Below are 22267 nucleotides of genomic sequence, written 5' to 3'. Positions count from 1 at the left end.
GTCCTCATTTGTCACAGCCAAGAGGTTTTCCCATGCCCCATCTTCGTTTTCGGGCCGTCTCCGTCGACACCCTCAAGCAGATAAGCGCCTCCCTGCTGGAGGATCTCTGTGCCCTCACCGGGGGCAAACCGGAGTTCGTCACCCTGGAGAGCATCGACAGCCACTGGGTGCGCGAGGGGGAGGTCGAGGCCGGCTTTCCGTTCGTCGAGCTGGTCTGGTTCGAACGCCCGCAGGAGCTGCAGGACGCGGCTGCGGCGCTGATCACCCGCCACCTGAAAGCGGTGCTGGGGGAGCAGACCTATGTGGTGGTGCAGGTGCTGCCCATCGTCAAGAGCTGCTATTACAGCAACGGCCAGCACTACTGAGCGGGTACTGCCAGGGATGGCGGCTTGGCTGATTCAAGCCACTCTGGTGCCGCATTCTGGTGCCGGTTGGTGGTGATGAGACGAAAGGCGACGATGCTCGTCGTCGCCCCTGGCGGCAGGCTGCTTGCAGGCGTGCCGGGTGGCGAGGCGGTCGCCGTCAGGCCGACTTGGCGAGGATCCGGTCGAGCAGGCGACTGGGCAACAGGCGGCGCAGCACCCCGAACAGCCGGGTCGGGAAGGTGACCGGGTAGCGGTGTTTGGGGCGCGGGCTACCGAGTGCGTGCAGCAGCGGCGCGATGCAGGCCTCGCTTGGCAGGGTAAAACCGCGGGCACCCCCTTCACGCTCCAGCCGGCTCAGGGTCTGCTGGTAGGCGGCCTGATGGCGGCTGGTGGCGGGATCTATGTGACGCAGGAAGGCGGCGCGCGCATTGGCCCGAAAGCGGGTGTCGATGGGGCCCGGCTCGATCAGGCTGATCTGCACGCCGCTGCCGGCCAGCTCCAGGCGCAGGGTATCGGTGTACCCTTCCAGCGCGAACTTGCTGGCGTTGTAGGCGCCGCGATATTTCATGGCCACCAGCCCCAGCACCGAGCTGTTCTGCACGATGCGCCCCTCGCCGGCCGCCAGCATGGCCGGCAGCAGCTGACGAATGAGGTGGTGCCAGCCGAACAGGTTGGTATCGAACTGCTCGCGCAGCGCCTGGGTGGGCAAATCCTCCAGCGCGCCGGGCTGTCCGTAGGCACCGTTGTTGAACAGGCCATACAGGCGGCCGCCGGCCAGTGCCTGCGCCTCGGCCGCGCCCCGCTCTATGCTGGCCTCGTTGGCCAGATCCAGCTCGACCGCCAGCAAACCCAGCTGGCGCAGCAGCGCCACGTCCTCGGCCTTGCGGGCGGAGGCAATGACGGTGTAGCCGTGCTGGCCGAGTACCTTGGCGGCGGCCAGGCCGATGCCGCTGGAGCAGCCGGTGATCAGAACGAAGCGGGACATGGGGGCATCCTTGTGGTGACGGGGCAGGCAGCAGCACCTGCGGTTTTGCATGTTAACCCGCTGATCAGAAAAAAGAAAACCGGGCCAATCGGCCCGGTTTGCTAACTTCAACCACCTGCTTACAGGATGGTGAACGGCATGATGATGTGGAACTTGACGTCTTTCTCGGAGGCGAAGATGTTGGGGTATTCGGTCCAACCGCCGCTCTGGCTGATGTCGTTGTTGTAATCGGTGTAGTGCAGCTTGAACAGGGTGCCCTTCAGCTTGCCATCCTGCACTGTGTACATGACGTCGAAGTTGGCTGCCCATTCGGTATCTTCACCGTTGGTGGCCTTGGTGCCGTCGCCTTTCTGGATATCCCAGCCGTAGGCACCGGAGACACCGACGGACCAGCCAGGTGCACCCACCAGGTCATCCAGGGAACGGGTCACGCCGAAGTAGAGCGCTTTCTCGTTGTTGGCGTTCCAGTCGGAGCGGGAGTCCCACCAGATTTCGTTCGCGCCCTGGGAGTTGCCGTAGCCACGGGTCAGACGGGGCAGGTAGTTGCCTTCGTTACCCTCGGCCTTGGTCCACAGACCTTCCAGACGGAAGCCGTACGGGCCCATGCCCCAGGCGGCGGTCAGCGCTTGCTGCCATGCCAGGCCATCGTAAGTCTCGATGTCGGCACCACCCTTCTGATAGGTCTTGGTGTCGGAACCGTAGAACTGGTAGCTGGTGGAGAGGCCGTTCAGCACGTCGAATTTATGGGCCAGCTTGAAGTGGTAGCTGTCCATGTAGTTTTCGGAGTTACCGTAGGAACCTGTGATGGCGGTGCCGTTCTCGAAGGTGTAACGGGCGGCGACACCCTGGATGTAGTCGATGACGTTTTCATCGGCGAACGGATCCATCCATGCCTTGGCACGGGAGAACTTCTGGGTCTCTTTGTACCAGGGGGATTTGTACTCGTCGGCGATGGCGTAGGTCAGGTAGAGGCCACCGAAGTTACCCTCGATCTGGCCACCACGGTAGGTACCCGGCTGATAGGACCAGTTCACGCCGATCACGCCCGGTACGTAGAGCTGGGTCAGACCACCCTTGGCGGTGAGGGCACCGTCCAGCGCCTTGAATTTCAGCGAGGCGTTGGCCAGGCTGAAGCCGCCTTCCGGGGAGCCGTCCTTGTAGTTTTCGCCCCATTTGTTGCCGGCGAAGGAGAATTCGTTCTCCTGGTTGACCGGGTGGTTCTCGGTCACGGCCAGGTCATAGGCACCGAAACCGCCCACATCGATACCCACCACGTCCCAGGCGTAGCCGGAGTTGAAGTTCAGGGAGGCCTGGGTGGTGGCGTGGCTCAGGTTGGACTGGTACTTGCCTTCTTTGTTCTTGGCGGTGGGGTCGCCATCGATACGCTGACGGTCACGCTGGAAGTAGAAGAGGCCACCGTTGAGTTTGCCTTCTTCATAGAATTTGCTGGCAGCGGCTGCATAGGTGGGGCCGGCTTCGTCGGCAGCCAACACCATACCGGGGGCGAGCATGGCAGCAACGATGGCTGCGCTCAATGCGGCACGTTTGAAGATCACTTTTTCCATTTTGTATTGCTCCTGATTTTATGGACTTAGCTTTTTTTGTCCGGCAGTCAGGCAAGCGCCCGCCGCTCGGTATTGGCATTGCAATCAAGACCCCGAAGGGCAAAAAGTTCGAGTATGTCGGCTGCGGCCGCGACGTCTTGGCACATCTGCGGTGGTGCAGTTCTGTTCATCACATAGTTTGTTTTTTTGTGTTCCGATCCTTGGCTATCGGACAATCCAAGAGTACGTTCGCGGTGCGAAATATCAATGGAAAGTTCCCACCAAGTTTCAAAAATATGACCGAGTGCAAATAATCATGACGCTTGCTGTGGACACTCCCAGCCCGCTGATATCGGTGATGACAACGTTTTCAGATGAAATTGCCGGCCGATCCGGACGGATCGCACTGTGCAGAGGGATCTTTCTTCGTTAACCAGCGGATAACAGATAATTTTGTGCTACAAAAAAAGATAAACCCCTGCGCGATGGCAGGGGCCGGGTAGGGGACGCCGGCTAAACCGGCACGGCTCAGGCCTGGTGACCGAGGATGCGCGGGATCTGGCTGGCCTGGTGGTGGATGTGCTCCGACACCTGCACCGAGAGACGGCTGCCTTGGCGGGCGTGCTGGCTGATGCGGCCGATGAGATCGGCAAAACTGGCCAGCTTGTGCTCCTGGCTCTTGGCGTTGTCGGCCCCCTGCAGGGCGATGACCGCCGTGCTGCGCGCCATCTCCCGCACTGCCTGGGTGGTCTGGCGCAGTTGCTCCGCCTGCTGGCGCTGGGCGGCGGCTTCTGCGGTGATCCGCGCCAGCACGGTGCCGAGCTGCTCCCCCGCCTGGGTGAGTCTGGTCAGGATCTCGGTGATCTGGCCGAGGGAGCGCTGGGTATCGGCGGAGAGGTGGCGCACTTCGTCGGCCACCACCGCAAAACCGCGCCCCTGCTCGCCGGCCCGCGCCGCCTCGATGGCCGCATTGAGTGCCAGCAGGTTGGTCTGCTGGGAGATGTGGCCGATCACGTCGACGATGGCGGTCACATCTTCCACCGAGCGCTTGAGCTGGGCCAGGGCGCCGCCGCTCTCGTCGATGGCAAGCCCGGTCTGGGCGGTGGCCTGCAACATGCCGCCCACCAGCTGCTCGCTCTGGCTCATGGAGTGCTCGTTGTGCTGGGCGTGCTGCGCTATCTCGGCGGCCACCTGATGCACCTCGCCGGCCAGCTGGTTCAGCTCGCTCATCATCAGATCGCTCTCGTCCACCGCCTGTTCCGTGGTGCGGGTACTGTGATGGATCTCCTGCACCTGGTTGACCATCCCCTGCAGGCTTTGCGACACCGCCGACAGCTGACCCTCTTTCTGCTGCTGATCCTGCTGCAGCCGCAGGATGAGGCGGTTGTAGCTGGCGACGATGTCGGCCAGCTCGTTGCGCTCGCTCCCCTCTGGCAGGGTTTCGGCCTGCCCGGTCTCGTCGAGCTGCAGGAAGGCCGCGCGCAGGCGCAGCAGCGGCCTGGCCAGCCAGCGGCGCTGTACCAGCGCAAACAGCAGGGCGACCAGTACCAGACAGAGCGCCAGACTGCCGAGGATGGCGGCCAGCCGCTGGTTGACCGCCTGACGGGCGGCGGCCAGTTCGCTGCCGATGTGGCCGGTGGCTTGCAGCATCTGGCCTATGTCTTGTTGCACCGCGAGACGGCCCGCCTGCTGCTGTTGCAGCGCCTTGCGGCTGTTCTCCAGCTCCTGCGGGTAGCGCTTGAGCAGCGAGAGCAGTTCGGCCTTGGGCAGATCCCCGAGCTCCTTGCGCTCCGGTTCCCCCAGGGTGAACTCGTCGGCAGGAGGCGCCTCGAAAAGATCCAAACTCGGCAGGACCGCCAGCTGCTCGGCCTGTTTTTGCAGGGCCGTCAGCTCGAACTGCAACCCTTCCAGCAGCTTGGGGCTGGCCTGCTCCATGTAGTTCTGGCGCAGGTGAGCGAGCCCCGGCAGGGCCGCCAACAGGTCGCCGGCCAGCTGGCGATAGCGCTCGGCGCTGGCCGGGTCGCTCCCCGTCGCCCCTTGCTGGCCGTAACGCAGCAGCGCCCTGGCCTGATCGGTCAGCTCGTTCTCGGCATTTTGCAGCAGCCACTGGCTGTTGCCGGAGAGCTTGCCGGCCGCCAGATAGTCGCTGTCGATGCGCGCTCCCATCTGTTCGAGCAGGGTGCGCAGCGGCGCCGTGAGCGCCACATCCTGCTGGGAGAGCTGGGCTAGCGCCTGTTTGCGTACCCCTTCGGCCTCGGTCAGCCGCAGCGGATCGCCGCTGGCGAGGTAGTCGCGCAAGGTGCCCTGCAGGGTGCCGGTGAGCCGCTGCTGCAGCCGTTCGTGCTGGTACTGGGCCTGCTCGGCCTGGTTCAGCTGTTGCCAGCCGTGCCAGAGGGCACCGACCTGCACGGCGGCGACCAGCAGCAGAGCGAGGGAAGAGAGGGAGGCATAATGGGCAATTTTCACGGCAGCATTCCTGCTTGTTGAACCACGGCGATGGGCGTCGGCGTGAGCTTAAGCAGCAGAGATGGCGCTTTTATGACAGTCAGCCCGGCGGCCCGGACTGACTGTCGAGGGGGACTGGCTTACGGCTGCGGGGCAGGGGCTTCCTGCTGGTTGCGGGCAGGGGGCTTGCCCAGCATGCCGAGCAGGGCGCCACCCATGATGAGGGCGCCGGCCAGCAGGTGACGGGGGGTGAGCTGCTCGCCATTGAGCAGCACCAGCAGCAGCGTGCTCAGCAGCGGCGTCAGATAGGCCAGTGCCCCGATCCGGCGTGGATCCCCGTCCCGCAGCGCCAGATACCAGGTGACGAAGGCCGCCCCCATGGGGCCGAGCGCCAGCCCGATGATGAGGCCCCAGTCACCGGCCGGGATGCGTGCCACCGGCAGTGGTCCCTCCAGCAGCCAGGCCAGCAGCAGTGCCAGCAACCCGGCGGGCAGACAGGCCGCCGCCGTCATCACCGCCGGGGCTGGCGGCAGCCGGCGCGACAGCACCGAGTAGGCGCCCCAGACGATGGCGGCCCCCAGCGCCAGCAGATAGCCAGGCAGATAGGCCTGTTGCAGCTGCAGCTCGCCGTTCACCATCACCAGTACCGAGCCGGCCAGACCCAGGGCGCCGGCCAGCAGGTGACGACCGTGCAGCGGGTGGCCCGGCAGCAGCAATGGGGTGAACAGGATGATGCACAGCGGCCACAGGTAGTTGATGAGGTTCGCCTCCAGCACGGGGGCGTGGCGAAAGCTCATGAACAGCAGCAGGTGGTAGAGCAGCAGGGCGCTGATGGTCACCAGCCAGTTGACCGGACGGGCCCGCCACTGACGCCAGAACGGCAGGGCTCCCGCCCCGCAGAAAAACAGCACCAGCCCCACCAGTACCAGCGGTGACACGCTGGTAACCCGGGAGGTGAGCGCCGCCAGCGAGGCCCACAGCACTATGGTCAGCAGCGCCAGCCCGGTGGACTTGTCGCACCACGAAGCAGCAGACATCCGACACTCCTTTGCAGATGAATGAACAAAAAGAGGGCCAGTCTAGCAGACCGGCCCTCCCTGATGGCCATACCTCAGTGGTGTGGCGACGGGATTATTTGCTGTCAGCCACCGCGCTGCTGATGGCAGGCAGCTGCTGGCGACGCACGCCCCAGATGATGAGCGCCAGCACCAGCAGCGGCAGCACGGGGTCGAACCAGGTACCGCCGGAGCCAAACATCAGGTTCAGCAGGGCGACGCCGGTGCCGCCGATGGCCCAGGCGATGGTGGTCGGGATGGACCAGACGATCATCTGCTGCTTCACGTCCGAGATCCCCATCATCCGGTTGACCACCCAGAACAGGCTATCGTTGAAGTAGCCGAAGAAGAGCGACCCCATGGTGGCGGCCTGGGCGGCCAGCAACATGTTGACCCCTGGGATCTGCGCCAGGATGGGGGCCGAGATGGACGCCGCCGTCACCATGGCCACGGTGCCGGATCCCTGGATGAGGCGCACCAGGGTCGCCACGATGAAGGGGATCAGGATGGGTGAGATGGGCAGCAGGGCGATCTGCTCGGCCAGCTGCTGGCCTGCGCCACTGTCGCGCAGCACCGCCCCCAGCGCGCCGCCGGCACCGGTCACCAGCAATATGATGCCGGCCGACTGCAGCCCCTCTTCCAGGCGAGCGGCGGTGGCGTGCCTGTCCATGTGTGGCACCAGGGTGTAGACCGCCAGCAGCACGCTGATGGCGAGCGCGATGATGGGGGCGCCGATGAAGTTGATGCCCTGCACCAGCGGGTTCTCCATCAGGCCGTCCATCCCTTCCAGGGTGGCGAGGGTGGTGAAGATGGCCTTGAGGAAGATGAGCACGATGGGCACCAGGATCGGCAGCAGCGACAGGCTCAGGCTCGGCAGGGTCTTGCCCTCCTTCTCCTTGAGGTACTGCTCATAGGTGACCTGCAGCTCATCCGGGGTCTGGGCAGCCTGGGCGCCGAACTCGGGGTACTTCTTGTCGAGCCACTGGGCATAGAAGACGATGCCGAGCACGCAGGGGATGGCGAGGGCCATGCCGGTCAGCAGCATGGCGCCGATGTCCACCCCAAACAGGCCGGCAACCCCCAGCGGGCCCGGGGTGGGCGGCACGGTATGGTGAGTCACCACCAGGCCGCCCGCCAGCGCCACCCCCAGGGTGAGCAGGGAGCGCTTGCCGCTTTTCGCCAGCGCTTTGGCCACCGGATAGAGGATGACGAAGGCGGAATCCACAAAGATGGGGATGCTGACGATGTAGCCGGTGATGGCCAGCGCCCACTCCTCGCGGCGTTTGCCGAGCCACTTGATGAAGCTGTAGGCGATCTGTTCGGCGGCGCCGGAGACCTCAAGCAGGCGACCCATCATGACCCCGAGGCCGATGACGATGCCGATGCTGCCGAGGGTGGAGCCAAAGCCCTGAGTGATGACGGTGAGGGTCTTGTCGATGCTCATGCCGCCGGTGATCCCGGCGATACAGGCCGCCGCCAGCATGGCGATCAGGGCGTGCACCCGGGTACGGATGACCAGAAACACCAGCACGAAGACGGCGATGATGAGACCGATGATGGGGGTTGGGATGTCGCTCATGATGCCTCCTGCATGTCATGGGTGATGAAGCTGTCGATGATGTCGGCAAACGTCCTGTCTGCCATGAAACCGAGGGCGCTGGCGCGCTGGTTGTCGATGCGCCCCGGCCAGCTGGCCACAATGCGTTCGATGGCCGGATCGGCGGCAAATTGCACCCGATCCCGCGCCGCTTGGCCGCCTGCCTGAGTCAGCGCCGTCAGCATCTCGCCGACGGTCACACTGATGCCGGGCAGGTTGATGCTGCGGCCATCCCCCTTTGGCAGGGTGGCGGCCAGCAGGAAGTTGGCAACCACGGTGGTGGGGCTGGAGAGCCAGAGACGCAGATCTGGGCTCACCGGGCAGATGGCGCTCTCCCCTTGCAGCGGCTCGCGGATGATGCTGCTGACAAAGGAGGAGGCGGCGCGGTTCGGTTTGCCCGGCCGCACGCAGATGGTGGGCAGGCGCAGCGCCAGGCCGTCAACGTAGCCCTTGCGGCTGTAGTCGTTGACCAATAGCTCCCCCATCGTCTTCTGGGCGCCGTAGGAGGAGGTCGGAGTGAGGGCTGTGCCGTCATTCACCAGTTCCGGCAGCGGGCCGCCATAGACCGCCAGCGAACTGGTGAACACGAAGCGGATGCCCGGCCGGGCATGGCGGCACGCCTCCAGCAGGGTGCGGGTGGTGTTCAGGTTGACCTGCCAGCCCAGATCGAAGTCCTGCTCAGCGTGGCTGCTGACGATGGCGGCCAGGTGGTAGACCGCGGCGGTTCGCTCGCTGATGAGGGACTCGGCCACTCCGGGGGCGGTCAGATCCGCCTGCAGGCAGCGTACCCGTGGGTCGGCCAGGGCTGGTGGCGCCTGAATGTCCACCAGCAGCAGCTCGCTGAAAGGTAAGGAACTGTGCAACAGGGCACGGGCCAGCTTCTGTCCTAAAAAGCCGCCGCCGCCGGTGATGATGATCTGCATCTTGCTATCCTCAGACTCGTTCGTGTGTAGGGTCGTTATTGTTGTGCCAGCCAGGTCAAGCCTTGCCGGGTGTTGCCTCTGGGGTTGTATTCACAGCCGATCCAGTCGTGGTAGCCCGCCTGCGCCAGCACCTTGAACAGGTGCGGGTAGGCGATCTCCCCCTCGTCCGGCTCGTGGCGATCCGGTACCGAGGCGATCTGGACGTGGCCGATGGCCGGGCCCAGCTTGCCGATGAGACGGGTGAGATCCCCGTCCATGATCTGGGCGTGATAGAGGTCGAGCTGCACCCCCACGTTGGGTCTGTCTATCTCCTGCACCAGCGCCAGGGCGTCGAGTTGGTGAGCCAGGAAGTAGCCGGGCACGTCCCGATCGTTGAGGGGCTCCAGCAGCACCTTGATACCGTCTGCGGCCAGGAAGTCGGCGGCGAAGCGGATGTTGTCGATCAGGGTCTGGCGGTGGGCCGGGAGGCTATGAGCGGGGTCGACTATGCCGCTCATGGCGTGCACCTTGGTGCAACCGAGCGCCAGGGCGTAGTCGCGCACACTTGGCAGGTGGGCACGAAACTCGGCCTCCCGCCCCGGGATGGCGGCCATGCCGCGCTCCCCTGCCGCCCAGTTGCCCGGCGGCATATTGAACAGCGCCTGGGAGAGACCGTGCAGCTGCAGTTGGCGACCCAGCTCGGCGGCCGGCCACTCGTAAGGGAAGAGGAACTCCACCGCGCTGAAGCCTGCGTCGCGGGCGGCGGCGAAGCGCTCCAGGAACGGCACTTCGGTAAACAGCATGGTGAGATTGGCGGCAAACTTGCTCATGGTTTCATCCTCCTCAATTCATCAACTTCGGGTTCGTTCAGGTAGCGGATCCGCTGTCCGTGCAGCAGCAGGGCGAGGCGAGCCGTCTCCTCCAGCTCTTCCATGTTGTTGACCGCATCCACCAGATCCTTGCCCGTCACCACGGGGCCGTGGTTGGCCAGCAGGAAGGCGTTGCCTTCGGGAGCGCGGCGCCCCAGCTCCTCGGCGATGCGGGCATCCCCGGGCTTGTAGTAGGGGATGAGCGGCAGCTGGCCGACCCGCATCACGTAGTAGGGGGTGAAGGGACGGATGACGTTGGCCGGATCCAGTCCCTCCAGGCAGGAGAGGGCGGTCAGGTGAGTGCAGTGCAGGTGCACCACGGCTTGGCAGTTCGGGTTGTTGTGGTAGATGGCGAGGTGGAAGGCTACCTCCTTGGAGGGGCGATCCCCCCCCAGATGCTCGCCACTCATGCTCACCCGGGCGAGACGCATCGGATCGAGCCGGCCGAGGCAGGAGCCGGTCGGGGTCGCGAGTAGGGTGCCGTCCGGCAGTTTGGCGGAGAGATTGCCGGCGCCGCCGGTGGCATAGCCTCGCTGGAAAAGGGATGCGCCCAGCATCACCATGGTGTCGCGTAGTGCCTGTTCAGTCATGGAAAAACTCCTGTGCCCGGCTGAAGAAGGTCTCGTCACCAAAGTTGCCGGATTTGAGGGCCAGCGAGAGTGGGGTGTCAGTTGCACGCACCCAGGGCACACCGGGGGCGATCTGCGGGCCTATGTGGAAGGCGGCAATACCCAGCGCCTGGGTGATGCAGCTCGAGGTCTCGCCGCCGGCGACGATGAAACTGTCTATGCCTGCGGCGCGCAGCAGTACGGCGAGGCGAGCAAAGCACTGCTCCACCGCCTCGCTTGCAAGGTCGCGGCCATGGCGGGCCTGGATCTCGGCCAGCCGGTCCGGGCTGGTGGTGGCGTGGATCATGGGGGCGGGGGTTGCCGGCTGATCCAGAACCCAGCGTGCCAGTTCGGCCGGGTAGTCGGCTTGCGTCAGGCAAGCTGCCACGTCGAGGGCCAGTGCTGGCGCCACCTTCTGATAGCGGGCCACTTGGCGATTGGTCATCTCGGAGCAGGAGCCCGACAGCACCACGGCGCGAGTGCCCAGCGGTCTTCCCGCGGCGCGGGCGGCGGCCGGATTGCCGTTACCGAGCAACCGGGCCAGGCCGATGGCGAGCCCGGAGCCGCCGGTCACCAGCGGCATCTCGATGGCGGCCTCAGCGATATCCAGCAGGTGCTGCTCGGTGAGGGTATCGACCACGGCGTAGCGCACGTCATCACGCACCAGTTGCTCGAAGGCGTCGGCAATGGCTGCGGGGCCCTGCGCTATGGTGGTGAAGGGCACCAGTCCGGCGCGCCCCGAGCCCTGCCTCTCCATCAATCGCAGCAGATTGCTGTCGGTCATGGGGGTGATGGGATGGTGGCGCATGCCGGACTCGGCCAGCGGCTGGGCGCCGACGAACAGGTTGCCCTGATAGACGGTGCGACCGTTCACCGGCAGGGCCGGGCAGATCAGGGTGAACCGGCTCTCCAGCGCCGCCAGCAGGGCATCGGTGACCGGGCCGATATTGCCGGCCGCCGTGCTGTCGAAGGTGGAGCAGTACTTCTGGTAGATACGCGGGCAGCCGCGTGCCTTGAGCCAGTCGAGGGCGGCCAGCGAGTCGCGAACTGCTTCGCCCGCTGGGCAGGAGCGGCTCTTGAGGCTGATCACCACGGCATCGATGCCGCTGAGATCCACCGCCGGCGGGATGCCGGCAAGCTGGAGGGTGGCGAGGCCGTTTTCCACCAGAAAGCCGGCGATGTCGGTAGCCCCGGTAAAGTCGTCTGCAATCACGCCCAGTTTCATTGTGCCTCCTCCATGCCTGGCAGGGTAATGCCGTCGAAGATCTTGATGACGGCGCTGTCATCTTCCTGGCCGTGGCCGGCGTTGCTGGCGGTGAGGAACATGTTGAGGGCGGTGCTCGCCAGCGGCAGCGGGAAGCGCAGCTCTCGCGCCGTGTCGGCTACCAGGGTGAGATCCTTGACGAAGATGTCGACCGCCGAGCGGGCCTGGTAGTCGCCGGCCAGCACCCGGGCCATGCGGTTTTCGAACATCCAGGAGTTGCCGGCGGCATGGGTCACTACGTCGTACATCAGATCGAGCGAGATGCCAGCGCGGCTCGCCAGCGCCATGGCCTCGGCGGCCACGGCGATGTGCACGCCCGCCAGCAGTTGGTGAACGATCTTGACCGTGCTGCCCTGGCCCGGTTTGCTGCCGACTCGGTAGACCTTGCCGGTCACCGCATCGAGCACAGGGGCCAGCTTGTCGAAGGCGGCATCGGCGCCGGCGGCCATCACCGTCATCTCGCCGGCCTCGGCCTTGATGGCGCCGCCGGAGACCGGGGCGTCCAGCATCGGCAGGTCCAGCGTGGCCAGCTCGGCGGCTAGGGCGCTCGCCTCTTCTGCCGCTATGGTGGAAGAGACCATGACGGCAGTGCCCGGTTTGAGATGGCGAGCGAGCCCCTCTTCGCCGAGCAGGATGCGGCGCACCTGGGTGGCGTTGACCACCAGCAGCAGAACGGCGTCCAGGGTTTCGGCAAGCGGGCGGGCATCGGCCATGACGGCTGCTGCTCCGGCGGCCTGCAGCTGTTCCCGGGCGGTCGCACAGAGGTCGATGCCATAGGTGGTGAGTCCGGCCCGCAGGCAGGAGCGGGCGGCGCCCATGCCCATGGCGCCCAGGCCGATGACCGCAACGTGATAGGGTCTGCTCATCTCTCAGTTCCTCGATTACAACGAATGAACCGATAGTAGGGGCTTGTGGTGATGAAATATTAGGCAGGCGTCACAAAATTTAACTTTAATTGTGTTAATTTTTGTTATTTAAAGAGGTGTGGAGCCGATTGAGTGACTTTAATGGAGATGCTTATGTGATTTGTTGTGAATTGTGAGCCTTGATTTGCTTTTTTATCAAAACTTCCCATCCTGCTGGGGTAACATGGACGCTCATTTTAGCGTTACGGATTGCCCATGATCCCCGTAGAGAGACAGCAACAGATCCTGCACCTGCTGGCCGAGCGCGGTGCCGTCAGCATCACAGAATTGACCGAGCGCCTGCAGGTCTCCCACATGACCATCAGGCGCGATATCCAGAAGCTCGAAGATCAGGGGCGGGTCATCTCCGTGTCAGGGGGGGTGAGCCTTTCAGAACGGATCAAGAGCGAACCCTCCCACGCCACCAAGCGCAGTCTGATGCAGGAGGCCAAGCTCGCCATTGCGTACAGTGCTGCAGCCCAGGTGGCACTTGGCAGCTCCGTCTATCTGGATGCGGGAACTACCTCCCTCGAGCTGGCCCGGGAGCTGGCGCAGCGGGAAGATCTGATGATAGTGACCAACGACTTCATGGTCTGCGCCTACCTGATCGAGCACGGCCGTTGCCGCCTCTATCACACCGGCGGGCAGGTCATTCGGGAGAACCAGTCCTGCGCTGGCGAGGCCACCGCTCACTTCCTGCGCAATTTGCATCTTGATGTGGCCTTTTTGTCGGCCTCCTCCTGGGATGCCCTGGGGATCTCCACCCCCAGCGAGCAGAAGGTGCCGGTCAAGCGTGCCGTGGTGGAGGCCGCCGCGACCCGAATACTTATCTGCGACTCCTCCAAATACGGCAAGGTGGGTACCTTCAACGTGGTTGGCTGGGAAGCGATCGATCAGGTCATCAGCGATGGGCAATTGCCCGAAAGTGCCCGCGAGGTGCTGGCCCAGCATGGTGTCAGGCTCACTCTGGTCGCAGTGGGAGATGGCCCCACGGGGCTGGCAGGTTAGTTCGGGCAGGTACGCTTGTGGCGGGATGCGGGGCGGCCGACGTGCCCGCAATCGGCCGAATGGCTGCCTTGGCCTGGAACGACCAAGGGGTTGGCATCATGATGATGCCAACCCCTTGTTTTGTATGGCGCTCCCGACTGGAGTCGAACCAGTGGCCTGTCCCTTAGGAGGGGACCGCTCTATCCTACTGAGCTACGGGAGCATTGTGGCGGGCATTATACAAGAAGCCGCTCCCTTTTAAACCCTTGATTCTTATTCCAATACTGCCAGATCCCCGATCTGGATGTTAAACGGCGAATATTTGTTCTGGCTGCTGATGATGGCGCCATCCTCGAATACCTGCACCACTTCGAACAGGCCGTCGGCCGGGTTGCGCATCATGCGCGACTTGCCGTAGGGGTCGATGAAATCGGCATCGTGCTGGATGCGGAACTGATCCCCGAGCCGGACGCCGTTGCGGCGGCCCAGATTGATGTGGGGGCCGCGCTCGTTCTGGCCGATCACCCGGGCGGTGACTGGGGCGCAGCTGAGCTGGGCCACCAGATCCTGTACCGCTTCCTGCAACTGGTAGTTGACCTCCTGGCCGTAGCTCGACTGCCAGAACTGGCCGCTGCTGCTGCCCACCTGATCCCGCTTGGCGAAGGTCCAGTTGGCCCGGCCCTGGTACTCCTTGCGGCCGAGCAGGCTGCCGTTGATGCCGTCGAACAGATAGAGCTGCATGCGAAAGTTGCGGATGGGGTCTTCATACCAGCTGGTCAGCTGGTTGCCCTGCGGCTCGAGGGAGAGATCGTCGATGCTGCCGAGCACCAGATACTGGCTGTCGGTGCGCAGGCTGAGCGCCTTGATCTCCTCGAGGGCGCTGCGATCCCCCTGTTGCAGGTGGAGCGGGTCGATGCGCAGGTTCTCGTCCAGCCACTGGCGCACGGCTACCCCTTGCGGTGCGTTGGCCAGGGCCTCGAACATGCGGCGTGACAGGTTGGCGGGCATGTCGTCGAGGGCGCCGTAGCTCGCCTGCTCGGGGTAGCGCAGCCGCAGCCGCACCAGCGTCAAATCCTTGGCGTAGTGCTGGGTCTGGCAGATCTGGCGTTCGGCCTGGATGTCGGCCTGTACCGTAATGTACATGCGGCCGTTGCGCACCTCTTCCCGCTTGAGCCGGTACTGGCGAATGTCGCCGCCGGAACGGATCTGGATCTGCTCGGAGCGCAGGCTGCCGTTTTCCAGGCGCTGGATACTGGAGACGGCGGCGCCGCTCGCCAGCAGAGCCTGCCGCAGGGCATCGCGGGTCGCCTGCTCGCGGGCGTAGACCTCGTCTCCGCCCAGGATGGCGGCACTGCCCTGCGCCTCGATGATCTCGGCCCGGGCCGACAGACTGGCCAGCAGCAGGGTTAACAGCAGCGGTAATTTCATGACAAGCACCTTGAATATGCGGGTCGGCGCGATTCACCCCTGTCGAAGCGAGGTCGCCGGCCGATACAGATCACAGAACCGTGCCGGTTGCACAGCACTCGCGAATATTTAGCAAGATCCATGCCTCATTCCCGGCTCAAGCTTTGGCCGGTCGAACCGATAACAAATCAGGTGCAGATACAGGAAAGGTATCCATGAACAAACTCATCACGGCGTTGGCGCTCGCCCTGGCATTGGCCGGCTGCGGCTCCGACCCCATCAACCGGGAGCAGGGTGATCCTCGTCAGGCGGCGCAGGGGATGGAACTCAACTGGTTGGTGGCGCGCATGACCGATCAGCTGATGGAGCGCAAGTCGCTCTCCACTCTGACCGAACCCATTGCGGTCTCCTCTTTCGTCGATCTCGATACCCTGCAGGACACCAACTGGATGGGGCAGCAGATCGAGGAGAGCTTTATTTACGAGCTGAACCGGCGCGGGGAAGTAGTGGTGGATTTCAAGCTGACCGGCAGCATCAAGGTCACCCCGCAGGGGGACTTCGTGATGAGCCGCAACTATCGGGATCTCTCCCCCCGGCTGCCCATCTCCCGCATCCTGACCGGCACCTTCAGCCGCAACAAGCAGGGGATCCTGGTCAATGCCCGCATCATCGACCTGCGTACCAAGATGGTGGAGACCACGGCCCAGAGCCTGATCCCGCAACAATACCTGTTCGGTGCCAACAATTCGTTTGGCCGGGCCTCGCTCAACCGCGGTTACCTGATGCGTGACAGCCAGGCGCGTCCCGGCGGCCATCTGGTCAATTTGACGCCCTGACAAGGAGTAGATGCAATGAAAATCCTGTTCGGATGCCTGCTGGCCCTGCTGCTGACGGCGTGCAGCGGCGGCAATCGGGTGGTCAACTATGGCGGCGGCAACAACAAGCCGGATGACTTCCCGGTGCTCAAGGCGGTCGGCTACGCGGTGATCGACATCCAGCCCGGTCCGTCCCAGTCCGAGAAGATGCTGCAGGCCATCCGCGCCTCCAAGATGGATGCCTATCGGGAGCTGGCGGAACAGCTCAACGGCCAGCAGGTGCGCGGCCAGAGCAGCTACAAGGACTTGACCCAGACCTCCAACTCGCTGGACGTGTCGGTGGCCGGCATGGTGCGCGGCGCCAGGGTGGTGGCCTCCTATCCCCGCGGCAACACCTATGCCACCGAGATGGAGCTCGATACCCGCGCCCTCTACAACATCAACCAGTTGATGGCGGGCCAGTTCTGACGGCATATCTCAGGCGAATGGACGACAAAAAGGCGACCCCGGAGGGTCGCCTTTTTCATTGGTGGTGTCGGCCGCCCAGCCTGGCTGATTGCAGCGTTGGCTAGTTGCCCAGCAGCACCGGCGGTACGGCGGTCGGTTTGACGTCTTCGCTCGGGTAGCAACCCAGCACCTTGATGTAGCGGGTGATCTTGGTCAGCTCCATCAGCGCGGCCTGCATGGCCGGGGTCTGCAGGTTGGCGGAGACATCCAGGTAGAACATCTCCTCCCACGGGTTGCCCTGCACCGGACGGGACTCGAGCTTGGTCATGTTGATCTCGTTGCTGCGCAGCACCAGCAGCGCCTCCACCAGCGAGCCCGGTTTCTGGGAGGTGGACATGATGAGGGTGGTCTTGGCCGGGATCTGCGGTGCAACGTCGATGGGCTTGCGCGCCACCACGATGAAGCGGCTGTAGTTCTCTTTCTGGTTGGCCAGCTGCTCGGCCAGCACGTCCAGCCCGTACAGCTCGCCGCCGGCGGCGCTGCCGATGGCTGCCGCCTCCGGGCTCGCCAGTTCTTTCACCTTCATCATGGCGCTGGAGGAGGAGTCGCAGATCTCGTGGCGCGCCCCTTCCAGCTTGCTGAGGTAATGGGAGCACTGCTGGAATACCTGCGGGTGGGCATAGAAGGTCTTGATGCGGCCCAGCTCGGTCGGCACGGCGGTGAGGATGCAGTGCTCGATGGGGTAGGTCAGCTCACCGACGATGGAGAGGCTGGTGTGCTGCATCACGTCGTACACCTCGTTGATGGAGCCCGAGCTGGTGTTCTCGATGGGTAGGACCCCGAAGGCGGCACGGCCCGATTCCACCGCATCCAGCACCTCGCGGAAATTCTGGCAGTTCACCTCGATCACCTGATCCTTGTAGCGGGCCAGGTACTTGCGGGCGGCGAGGCTGGAGTAGGAACCGCGCGGTCCCAGGTAGGCGACGCTGGTCATCGGCTCCTGCTGCTCCGGGTTGAGCAGGCTCTGCAGATAGGCCTGCTGGGAGAGCACGGAATCTTCGATGATGGTGTGGTAGATGCGGGTGATGTACTGGGCGTCCAGCCCCAGCACACGCCCTTTCTGGATCAGGGCGACCAGCAGATCCTGCTCGCGCTGGGGATCGCGGATCGGGCGCGGGTTGGCCTGCTTGGCGCGGGCGACCTCGATGCTGAGGGTCTTGCGTTTGGCCAGCAGGGCGAGCAGTTCCTGATCCAACTGGGTGATGTCTTGTCTGATCTCGTCGAGCGTTGCCATGATGGTTCCCTATCCAAGTAATCGATTGTGGTGGCTGCAAAAAAAAACCTCCGCTAGGGGAGGCTCGATTCGTCTTTGCTTTCTGTTTACGCGAGTGCTTCACGTGACGACGGGCCTTCCCTCATGAGGGCCGGATAAACGAGAAAGCAAAAAAGAATGGTGCGTGCATGAGTGTGTCCTTGAGGTAACGCCATAACCATTAAGGGATTTGACCGTGCGATGCAAGTAAAACTTGCCCGGGGGAGGCGAACGGGGCAGGGTAGGGGCGTGAGCCTGCGGGGGAAAAACCGGGTAAAACGGACCCGCTTGCTGTCGTAATGACGTAGATAGCTGGAGGTGAAGATGGCGATTATTTTCGATCTGGGACGGGTGGTGGTGAGCTGGGATCCGGTCGGTATCGTGCGCTCGGTGCGCGGGGAGCACGGAGCGGAGCAGCTGGCGGAGCGGCTGTTCAACCACCCGGACTGGCTGGAGGTGGACCGCGGCACCCTGTCACTGCACACCATGGCCCGCCAGGCCGAGCATCGCACCGGGCTGAGCGCTGCCGAAAACCTGGCAATTTTGCAGGCGGTGCCCGCCTCGCTGGTGCCGGATCCCGCTATGCTGAGCCTGATAGAGAGCCTGCATGGGGCGGGTCATACCCTCTACGCACTCTCCAACATGGGGCATGCCAGCATCGACTGGCTGGAGCAGCATCAGCCCTTCTGGCGTTTCTTCAGTGGCAAGGTGGTATCGGCAAGGGTACGGATGATGAAGCCGGAGCCGGATATCTACCGCTATCTGCTGGTATCGTTCGACTTGCAGGCCGAGCAGTGCCTGTTCATCGATGACAGCCCGGTCAACGTGACTGCCGCACAAGCATTGGGGATCGGCGGCCTGGTGTTTACCGATGCATACAGTTGTCGCCAGCAACTGGTGGCGCAGGGTTACCTGCCCGCCTGAATGGCAGGATGTAGAGGGAGAGGGTATGGAGCATGGCCGGTTTCGCAATTGGCTCAGTCACTATCCGGATGCGGGGCTGCTGATCGCCTGTCTGGATGGCAGCGGGTATCAGCTCTGTGTCGAGGCCGACGGCGAGATGCAGTGTCTCACCGACAGCGGAGGGGGCCGGTTGACCTTTGCCTCCCTCGAACAGGCGGAGGGATTTCTGCGCATGCATCAGGTTCATCAGGCGAAACTTCGGATTTATGATGCTCAGTTGGATGAAAATGAAACTAATTGGCATGAAATTATCATTAAATTCTGATTTATCCCTGCCCTTTAAGGGTTTATTCAGGATTGTTGCAGCACAATGGCGCCCAATTCATCATCCGGTGCCGTCGTTATGGATGCCAATATCGTTGTGCTGAATCGGGGATACGATCAGACCTTTCAGACCAGGGAACAGTCACTTATCGAGACCCTGGCTGGCTACGGCGAACTGGCGGTCTCCTTCTCCGGTCGACTGGAATCCTGCTACAGCATGGATCTGTGCCGCGCCAGCGGTATCCGGATCCGGGCCATCACCCTGGACAGCCCGACCCGCAGCCGCAAGGAGGTGGCGCGCGCCAAGCGCTACTGCCAGCGTTACGGCATCGAGCAGCGGGTGATCAAGACCGATGAGATGATCTTCTGCGATCACCTGCGCCACCTCAACGAGGTGATCGACCCGGTGCGCTACATCTGCCACCTCACCGCGCTGGAAACCGACTGGAGCCATCTGCCCATGCTGATGCCCGCACCGGTCGAGGAGCTGCAGGAGTATCTGCGCCGTTTCGGCAGCCTGCCGACCAATACCCTCTGGCTGTTTGCCAAGCAAGGCATGACCCACAGGGACTTTCGCTACGGCTTCAACAAGCGCCAGCTTGGGCGCTGGGGCAAGAGTGCCCACGGCTGCCTGAGCTACCGTTTCTCCGACCCCGAGCTGGTGGAGCGCCGTCATCTGCGAATGGTGGACATGGCGGAGCAGATGCTGGCCGACATGGGGCTGGAGGAGGCCCAGGTGTTCTTTCATACCCTGGCCGATCGGGCCACCACCCTGGCCCGGGTGCGGGTGCCGGCTCGGCTGCGGGCGCAGGCCTTCGATCTGCAGCCGGATATCCTCACCGCCCTCAAGAGCACGGCCTTCGATCTGGTGACGCTGGACATGGCGGCGGAAGAGGAGCGGCAGGAGCTGGTGGTCTAGGCAACCGAGGGCAGGAACGTGAGTGCGGTCATAGGCAAGCCGGGACGGACTCTTTATACTGACGCCCTTTTCCATCGACGCCGAGTCATCACCCTATGAAACCCTTGTCCCGTCTGCTGGTTGCCCTCTGCCTCTCGCCACTGCTGGTGCAGGCCGCTCCGCTCACCCAAGTGACCCTGCCGGATGGCCGCCAGGTGCAGCTCAACGATGACTTCACCTGGGAATACCTGCTGCTCAAGCCCGCCGCCGACGGCAGCGCGGTGCAGGGCACGGTGGCCGTGCCGGTGCTGACCGAGCAGGCGATGAGCAACCCCGAGCTGCTGGCTCAGGCCGTCAAGGATGGGATCGGCGTCAAGCTGGCCAAGGTGGAGGGCTCGGATCCTCTGCAACTGCAGTTCATGGTGAGCAACACCGGCACCCGCAACGTGGTACGGGTGCGTGGCAGCGTGACCCTGTTCAGCGAGCAAGGGGCCCAGCTGGTCAAGCAGGAGGCCCGCTTCTGGGTCGGCGAGAACCGTCTGCCGGAGTCCTATCTGCGCAAGGGGCAGCAGCGCCCCTCCATGGTGCTGGAGGTGCCGCGCCCTGCCGGCCTCACCGGCAAGCCCCTGGTGCGGGTCGAGATTGAGGAAGTGGAGTTCCGCTGATCCCTCATGCAACAGGCTCCTTCGTGGAGCCTGTCTTGATTGTTAACCCGGTAACCACCTGCAACAGTTGCTTACATCTGACATGGTTTGGCAACAGCTTGCCGCTCGGCATTTCTCCCCACCCTCTGCACAATGACCCCATTCCAGCTAGGTCTCAACTAGCTCAACGATGGAGTCATCAAAATGAAAAAAGTTGCACTTTCAGTTCTGGTTCTGGCCGGTTTCGCTTCAACTTCCGCTCTGGCTGAGGATGCCTTCAGCTACGCCAAAGGCGGCCTGACCTGGGCGCACACCAAGTCCGATTACATCGGCGGCAAGGATAGCAACAACCGCGACTTCGGCGGTCTGAACCTGGACCTCTCCAAGAGCTTCGGTTCCAACTTCTACGGTCGTCTGGGCAGCGAGTACACCTCCCGCAACGATGGCAACGACAGCATGGGCATCTCCAGCCTGGGTCTGGGTGTCTACACCCCGCTCAGCACGGGTCTGAACCTGTATGGGGAAGCGGGCCTGATGGGTTACACCATGGAGCGTGAGCTCAAGTCCAGCGCCAAGAATAATGGTTGGGATGAGATCACCCGCAAGAGCAGCGGCAGCATGTACGGTGAGGCTGGCCTGCGCTACGACATCGGCGCGGTCGAGCTCTCCACCGGCTACCGCTACGCCAACATGACCGACAACATGCACGATTTCAAAGTGGGCGCCGCCTACAAGGTGAGCCAGAACCTGGCCCTCACCGCCGACTACACCTACCGCAAGTGGGACCTGCAACAGGGCTCCATCACCAGCCTGGGTGTGAAGTACAGCTTTTAATCATCCTTCCTGTAGTGTCTTCATTTTTACCCATGACCTCGGTCATGGGTTTTTTCATTTCCGGTTGATCCAACCTTCACCCTTGCGCCGTATCAGTCCGCAATAGTTATACAACTTCCAATTTTTTGTATAACTGCTATAACGGATTCAGACTTATACAAGGAGTGATGATATGTACAAGATCAAGGTTGGTATCAGCGCCTGCCTGCTGGGGCAGGAGGTACGGTTCGACGGGGGCCACAAGCGTTCCAGCTTCTGCGAGCGGGATCTCGGTGCCCACTTTGACTATCACCCCGTCTGTCCCGAGATGGCCATTGGCCTGGGGGCACCCCGCGCCGCGATCCGGCTGGTGAAGCGCCACGGCGAGATCCGTGCCGAGGCGAGCAATGGCAGCTTCGACGTCACCGACCAGCTCATCGCCTTCAGCGAGCAGAAGGCCCGCCAGCTCGACTTCATCTCCGGCTACATCCTCTGCGCCAAATCCCCCAGCTGTGGCATGGAGCGGGTGCGGATCTATGGCGCCAACAACGAGGGGAGTGCCAAGGAGGGGGTTGGCCTGTTTGCCAAGGCGCTGATGGAGGCTAATCCCCTGTTGCCGGTGGAGGAGGATGGCCGCCTGTGCGATCCCATCCTGCGGGAAAACTTCGTGCTGCGGGTCTTTGCCTACCACGACTGGCAGCAGCTCTGTGCGCGCGGCATCACCGCCTCTGCGCTGATCCGCTTCCACTCCCGCTACAAGTATCTGGTGCTCTCCCACGCCACCACCCACTACCGGGCGCTTGGCAAGCTGCTCGGCAACCTGGCCAAGGCCGACCTGCAGCAGGTGGCCGACAGCTACATCCAGGGGTTGATGGCGGCGCTGACCCTGCGGGCCAACCGACGCAGCCACACCAATGTACTGATGCACCTGCAGGGCTACTTCAAGCGGGTGCTGACCCCGGCCCAGAAGCAGGAGCTGTGCGACACCATCGACAAGTACCGCACCGGTGTCTTTCCACTGCTGGTGCCGCTCACCCTGATCCGCCACTACCTGCGGGAATACCCCAACCCCTATCTCGCCGAGCAGGTGTACCTCAATCCCCATCCCGACACGCTGAAACTGCGCTACGGGCTCTGAATATCCTGTGCAGGCCCCGGCGGATGGCCGGGGCCTCTCC

At 63.5% G+C, this 22267-nt stretch carries 22 protein-coding genes, 1 tRNA gene and 1 other annotated feature; of the genes, 10 read left to right on the top strand and 13 right to left on the bottom strand.

Features of this window, described 5'->3' with window-relative positions:
* Positions 1–32 precede the first annotated feature (32 nt).
* Positions 33–365, top strand: a complete 333-nt coding sequence (locus QLG02_RS13525; RefSeq protein ID WP_282465393.1) for a DUF1904 family protein — start codon at positions 33–35, stop codon at positions 363–365.
* Between the two features lie 157 nt (positions 366–522).
* Here the strand turns inward: QLG02_RS13525 and QLG02_RS13520 are convergent, their stop codons facing one another.
* The 10 genes from QLG02_RS13520 to ltnD all read right to left on the bottom strand — a co-directional run bounded on the left by QLG02_RS13520 (position 523) and on the right by ltnD (position 12500).
* Complete coding sequence (locus tag QLG02_RS13520; protein WP_282465392.1) at positions 523–1350, bottom strand: SDR family oxidoreductase; 828 nt, start codon at positions 1348–1350, stop codon at positions 523–525.
* A 119-nt stretch (positions 1351–1469) separates the two neighbouring features.
* Positions 1470–2915, bottom strand: coding sequence for an OprD family outer membrane porin (locus QLG02_RS13515; RefSeq protein WP_011704981.1), 1446 nt, complete (start codon positions 2913–2915; stop codon positions 1470–1472).
* Between the two features lie 507 nt (positions 2916–3422).
* Positions 3423–5360, bottom strand: coding sequence for a methyl-accepting chemotaxis protein (locus QLG02_RS13510; RefSeq protein WP_282465391.1), 1938 nt, complete (start codon positions 5358–5360; stop codon positions 3423–3425).
* 119 nt (positions 5361–5479) lie between these two features.
* Entirely contained in the window at positions 5480–6376 is an 897-nt protein-coding gene (locus QLG02_RS13505) for a DMT family transporter (RefSeq protein ID WP_282465390.1), read from the bottom strand.
* A 94-nt stretch (positions 6377–6470) separates the two neighbouring features.
* Complete coding sequence (locus QLG02_RS13500) at positions 6471–7973, bottom strand: gluconate:H+ symporter (protein WP_076362294.1); 1503 nt, start codon at positions 7971–7973, stop codon at positions 6471–6473.
* The gene (denD, locus tag QLG02_RS13495) at positions 7970–8914 is read right to left on the bottom strand and encodes a D-erythronate dehydrogenase (protein WP_282465389.1); all 945 of its coding nucleotides are present in this window, start codon (positions 8912–8914) and stop codon (positions 7970–7972) included. The genes QLG02_RS13500 and denD overlap by 4 nt, the downstream gene beginning before the upstream one ends.
* A 35-nt stretch (positions 8915–8949) precedes the next feature.
* The gene (gene otnI, locus QLG02_RS13490; protein ID WP_282465388.1) at positions 8950–9723 is read right to left on the bottom strand and encodes a 2-oxo-tetronate isomerase; all 774 of its coding nucleotides are present in this window, start codon (positions 9721–9723) and stop codon (positions 8950–8952) included.
* Positions 9720–10352, bottom strand: a complete 633-nt coding sequence (locus tag QLG02_RS13485) for an aldolase (protein ID WP_282465387.1) — start codon at positions 10350–10352, stop codon at positions 9720–9722. Before QLG02_RS13485 ends, otnI begins: the two co-directional genes overlap by 4 nt.
* Positions 10345–11595, bottom strand: a complete 1251-nt coding sequence (gene otnK / locus QLG02_RS13480; RefSeq protein WP_282465386.1) for a 3-oxo-tetronate kinase — start codon at positions 11593–11595, stop codon at positions 10345–10347. The genes QLG02_RS13485 and otnK overlap by 8 nt, the downstream gene beginning before the upstream one ends.
* Entirely contained in the window at positions 11592–12500 is a 909-nt protein-coding gene (gene ltnD, locus QLG02_RS13475; protein ID WP_282465385.1) for an L-threonate dehydrogenase, read from the bottom strand. The genes otnK and ltnD overlap by 4 nt, the downstream gene beginning before the upstream one ends.
* A 255-nt stretch (positions 12501–12755) precedes the next feature.
* On the opposite strand from ltnD, the gene QLG02_RS13470 reads away from it, so the two are divergent.
* A complete protein-coding gene (locus QLG02_RS13470; RefSeq protein ID WP_282465384.1) occupies positions 12756–13547 on the top strand; it encodes a DeoR/GlpR family DNA-binding transcription regulator in 792 nt (263 codons plus the stop codon).
* A gap of 125 nt (positions 13548–13672) precedes the next feature.
* On the opposite strand, the gene QLG02_RS13465 is transcribed toward QLG02_RS13470, so the two are convergent.
* Together QLG02_RS13465 and QLG02_RS13460 are read right to left on the bottom strand one after the other, a co-directional pair.
* Positions 13673–13749 (bottom strand) — tRNA-Arg (locus QLG02_RS13465).
* Between the two features lie 50 nt (positions 13750–13799).
* A complete protein-coding gene (locus QLG02_RS13460; protein ID WP_273761391.1) occupies positions 13800–14954 on the bottom strand; it encodes a flagellar assembly protein FlgT in 1155 nt (384 codons plus the stop codon).
* A gap of 194 nt (positions 14955–15148) precedes the next feature.
* On the opposite strand from QLG02_RS13460, the gene QLG02_RS13455 reads away from it, so the two are divergent.
* Both QLG02_RS13455 and QLG02_RS13450 read left to right on the top strand, forming a co-directional pair.
* Positions 15149–15769, top strand: a complete 621-nt coding sequence (locus QLG02_RS13455; protein ID WP_252452388.1) for a FlgO family outer membrane protein — start codon at positions 15149–15151, stop codon at positions 15767–15769.
* Positions 15770–15784: 15 nt separating this feature from the next.
* Complete coding sequence (locus QLG02_RS13450) at positions 15785–16216, top strand: LPP20 family lipoprotein (RefSeq protein ID WP_011705018.1); 432 nt, start codon at positions 15785–15787, stop codon at positions 16214–16216.
* 100 nt (positions 16217–16316) lie between these two features.
* Here the strand turns inward: QLG02_RS13450 and pheA are convergent, their stop codons facing one another.
* On the bottom strand, positions 16317–17489 hold the full coding sequence (pheA, locus tag QLG02_RS13445; RefSeq protein ID WP_011705019.1) for a prephenate dehydratase: 1173 nt from the start codon (positions 17487–17489) through the stop codon (positions 16317–16319).
* A gap of 38 nt (positions 17490–17527) precedes the next feature.
* Positions 17528–17662 (bottom strand) — a sequence feature (Phe leader region).
* A 169-nt stretch (positions 17663–17831) separates the two neighbouring features.
* On the opposite strand from pheA, the gene QLG02_RS13440 reads away from it, so the two are divergent.
* The 6 genes from QLG02_RS13440 (at position 17832) to QLG02_RS13415 (ending at position 22227) form a co-directional block, all read left to right on the top strand.
* Entirely contained in the window at positions 17832–18431 is a 600-nt protein-coding gene (locus QLG02_RS13440; protein ID WP_273761392.1) for an HAD family phosphatase, read from the top strand.
* A 25-nt stretch (positions 18432–18456) separates the two neighbouring features.
* A complete protein-coding gene (locus tag QLG02_RS13435; RefSeq protein WP_011705022.1) occupies positions 18457–18735 on the top strand; it encodes a DUF6482 family protein in 279 nt (92 codons plus the stop codon).
* Positions 18736–18780: 45 nt separating this feature from the next.
* Positions 18781–19653, top strand: coding sequence for a hypothetical protein (locus tag QLG02_RS13430; protein WP_282465383.1), 873 nt, complete (start codon positions 18781–18783; stop codon positions 19651–19653).
* Between the two features lie 95 nt (positions 19654–19748).
* Positions 19749–20297: a DUF3157 family protein gene (locus tag QLG02_RS13425; protein ID WP_016349812.1), complete on the top strand. Its 549-nt coding sequence runs from the start codon at positions 19749–19751 to the stop codon at positions 20295–20297.
* Between the two features lie 183 nt (positions 20298–20480).
* Positions 20481–21110 (top strand): autotransporter outer membrane beta-barrel domain-containing protein, encoded by a 630-nt coding sequence (locus QLG02_RS13420; protein ID WP_282465382.1) that lies wholly within the window; start codon positions 20481–20483, stop codon positions 21108–21110.
* 172 nt (positions 21111–21282) lie between these two features.
* Complete coding sequence (locus tag QLG02_RS13415) at positions 21283–22227, top strand: DUF523 and DUF1722 domain-containing protein (RefSeq protein ID WP_282465381.1); 945 nt, start codon at positions 21283–21285, stop codon at positions 22225–22227.
* The last annotated feature ends 40 nt before the right edge of the window (positions 22228–22267 follow it).

This window comes from Aeromonas sp. V90_14, assembly GCF_029967615.1.
GTDB lineage: Bacteria > Pseudomonadota > Gammaproteobacteria > Enterobacterales > Aeromonadaceae > Aeromonas > Aeromonas hydrophila.
This window is presented reverse-complemented; position numbering and strand designations above follow the sequence as displayed.

Coding starts and splice junctions, on each gene's coding strand:
- QLG02_RS13455 (WP_252452388.1), top strand. CDS start 15,149: ATGAACAAACTCATCACGGCGTTGGCGCTCGCCCTGGCATTGGCCGGC.
- QLG02_RS13460 (WP_273761391.1), bottom strand. CDS start 14,954: ATGAAATTACCGCTGCTGTTAACCCTGCTGCTGGCCAGTCTGTCGGCC.
- QLG02_RS13430 (WP_282465383.1), top strand. CDS start 18,781: ATGGCGCCCAATTCATCATCCGGTGCCGTCGTTATGGATGCCAATATC.
- QLG02_RS13440 (WP_273761392.1), top strand. CDS start 17,832: ATGGCGATTATTTTCGATCTGGGACGGGTGGTGGTGAGCTGGGATCCG.
- QLG02_RS13415 (WP_282465381.1), top strand. CDS start 21,283: ATGTACAAGATCAAGGTTGGTATCAGCGCCTGCCTGCTGGGGCAGGAG.
- otnK (WP_282465386.1), bottom strand. CDS start 11,595: ATGAAACTGGGCGTGATTGCAGACGACTTTACCGGGGCTACCGACATC.
- QLG02_RS13485 (WP_282465387.1), bottom strand. CDS start 10,352: ATGACTGAACAGGCACTACGCGACACCATGGTGATGCTGGGCGCATCC.
- QLG02_RS13470 (WP_282465384.1), top strand. CDS start 12,756: ATGATCCCCGTAGAGAGACAGCAACAGATCCTGCACCTGCTGGCCGAG.
- QLG02_RS13505 (WP_282465390.1), bottom strand. CDS start 6,376: ATGTCTGCTGCTTCGTGGTGCGACAAGTCCACCGGGCTGGCGCTGCTG.
- QLG02_RS13515 (WP_011704981.1), bottom strand. CDS start 2,915: ATGGAAAAAGTGATCTTCAAACGTGCCGCATTGAGCGCAGCCATCGTT.
- QLG02_RS13500 (WP_076362294.1), bottom strand. CDS start 7,973: ATGAGCGACATCCCAACCCCCATCATCGGTCTCATCATCGCCGTCTTC.
- QLG02_RS13450 (WP_011705018.1), top strand. CDS start 15,785: ATGAAAATCCTGTTCGGATGCCTGCTGGCCCTGCTGCTGACGGCGTGC.
- otnI (WP_282465388.1), bottom strand. CDS start 9,723: ATGAGCAAGTTTGCCGCCAATCTCACCATGCTGTTTACCGAAGTGCCG.
- pheA (WP_011705019.1), bottom strand. CDS start 17,489: ATGGCAACGCTCGACGAGATCAGACAAGACATCACCCAGTTGGATCAG.
- QLG02_RS13420 (WP_282465382.1), top strand. CDS start 20,481: ATGAAAAAAGTTGCACTTTCAGTTCTGGTTCTGGCCGGTTTCGCTTCA.
- ltnD (WP_282465385.1), bottom strand. CDS start 12,500: ATGAGCAGACCCTATCACGTTGCGGTCATCGGCCTGGGCGCCATGGGC.
- QLG02_RS13525 (WP_282465393.1), top strand. CDS start 33: ATGCCCCATCTTCGTTTTCGGGCCGTCTCCGTCGACACCCTCAAGCAG.
- QLG02_RS13435 (WP_011705022.1), top strand. CDS start 18,457: ATGGAGCATGGCCGGTTTCGCAATTGGCTCAGTCACTATCCGGATGCG.
- QLG02_RS13425 (WP_016349812.1), top strand. CDS start 19,749: ATGAAACCCTTGTCCCGTCTGCTGGTTGCCCTCTGCCTCTCGCCACTG.
- QLG02_RS13520 (WP_282465392.1), bottom strand. CDS start 1,350: ATGTCCCGCTTCGTTCTGATCACCGGCTGCTCCAGCGGCATCGGCCTG.
- denD (WP_282465389.1), bottom strand. CDS start 8,914: ATGCAGATCATCATCACCGGCGGCGGCGGCTTTTTAGGACAGAAGCTG.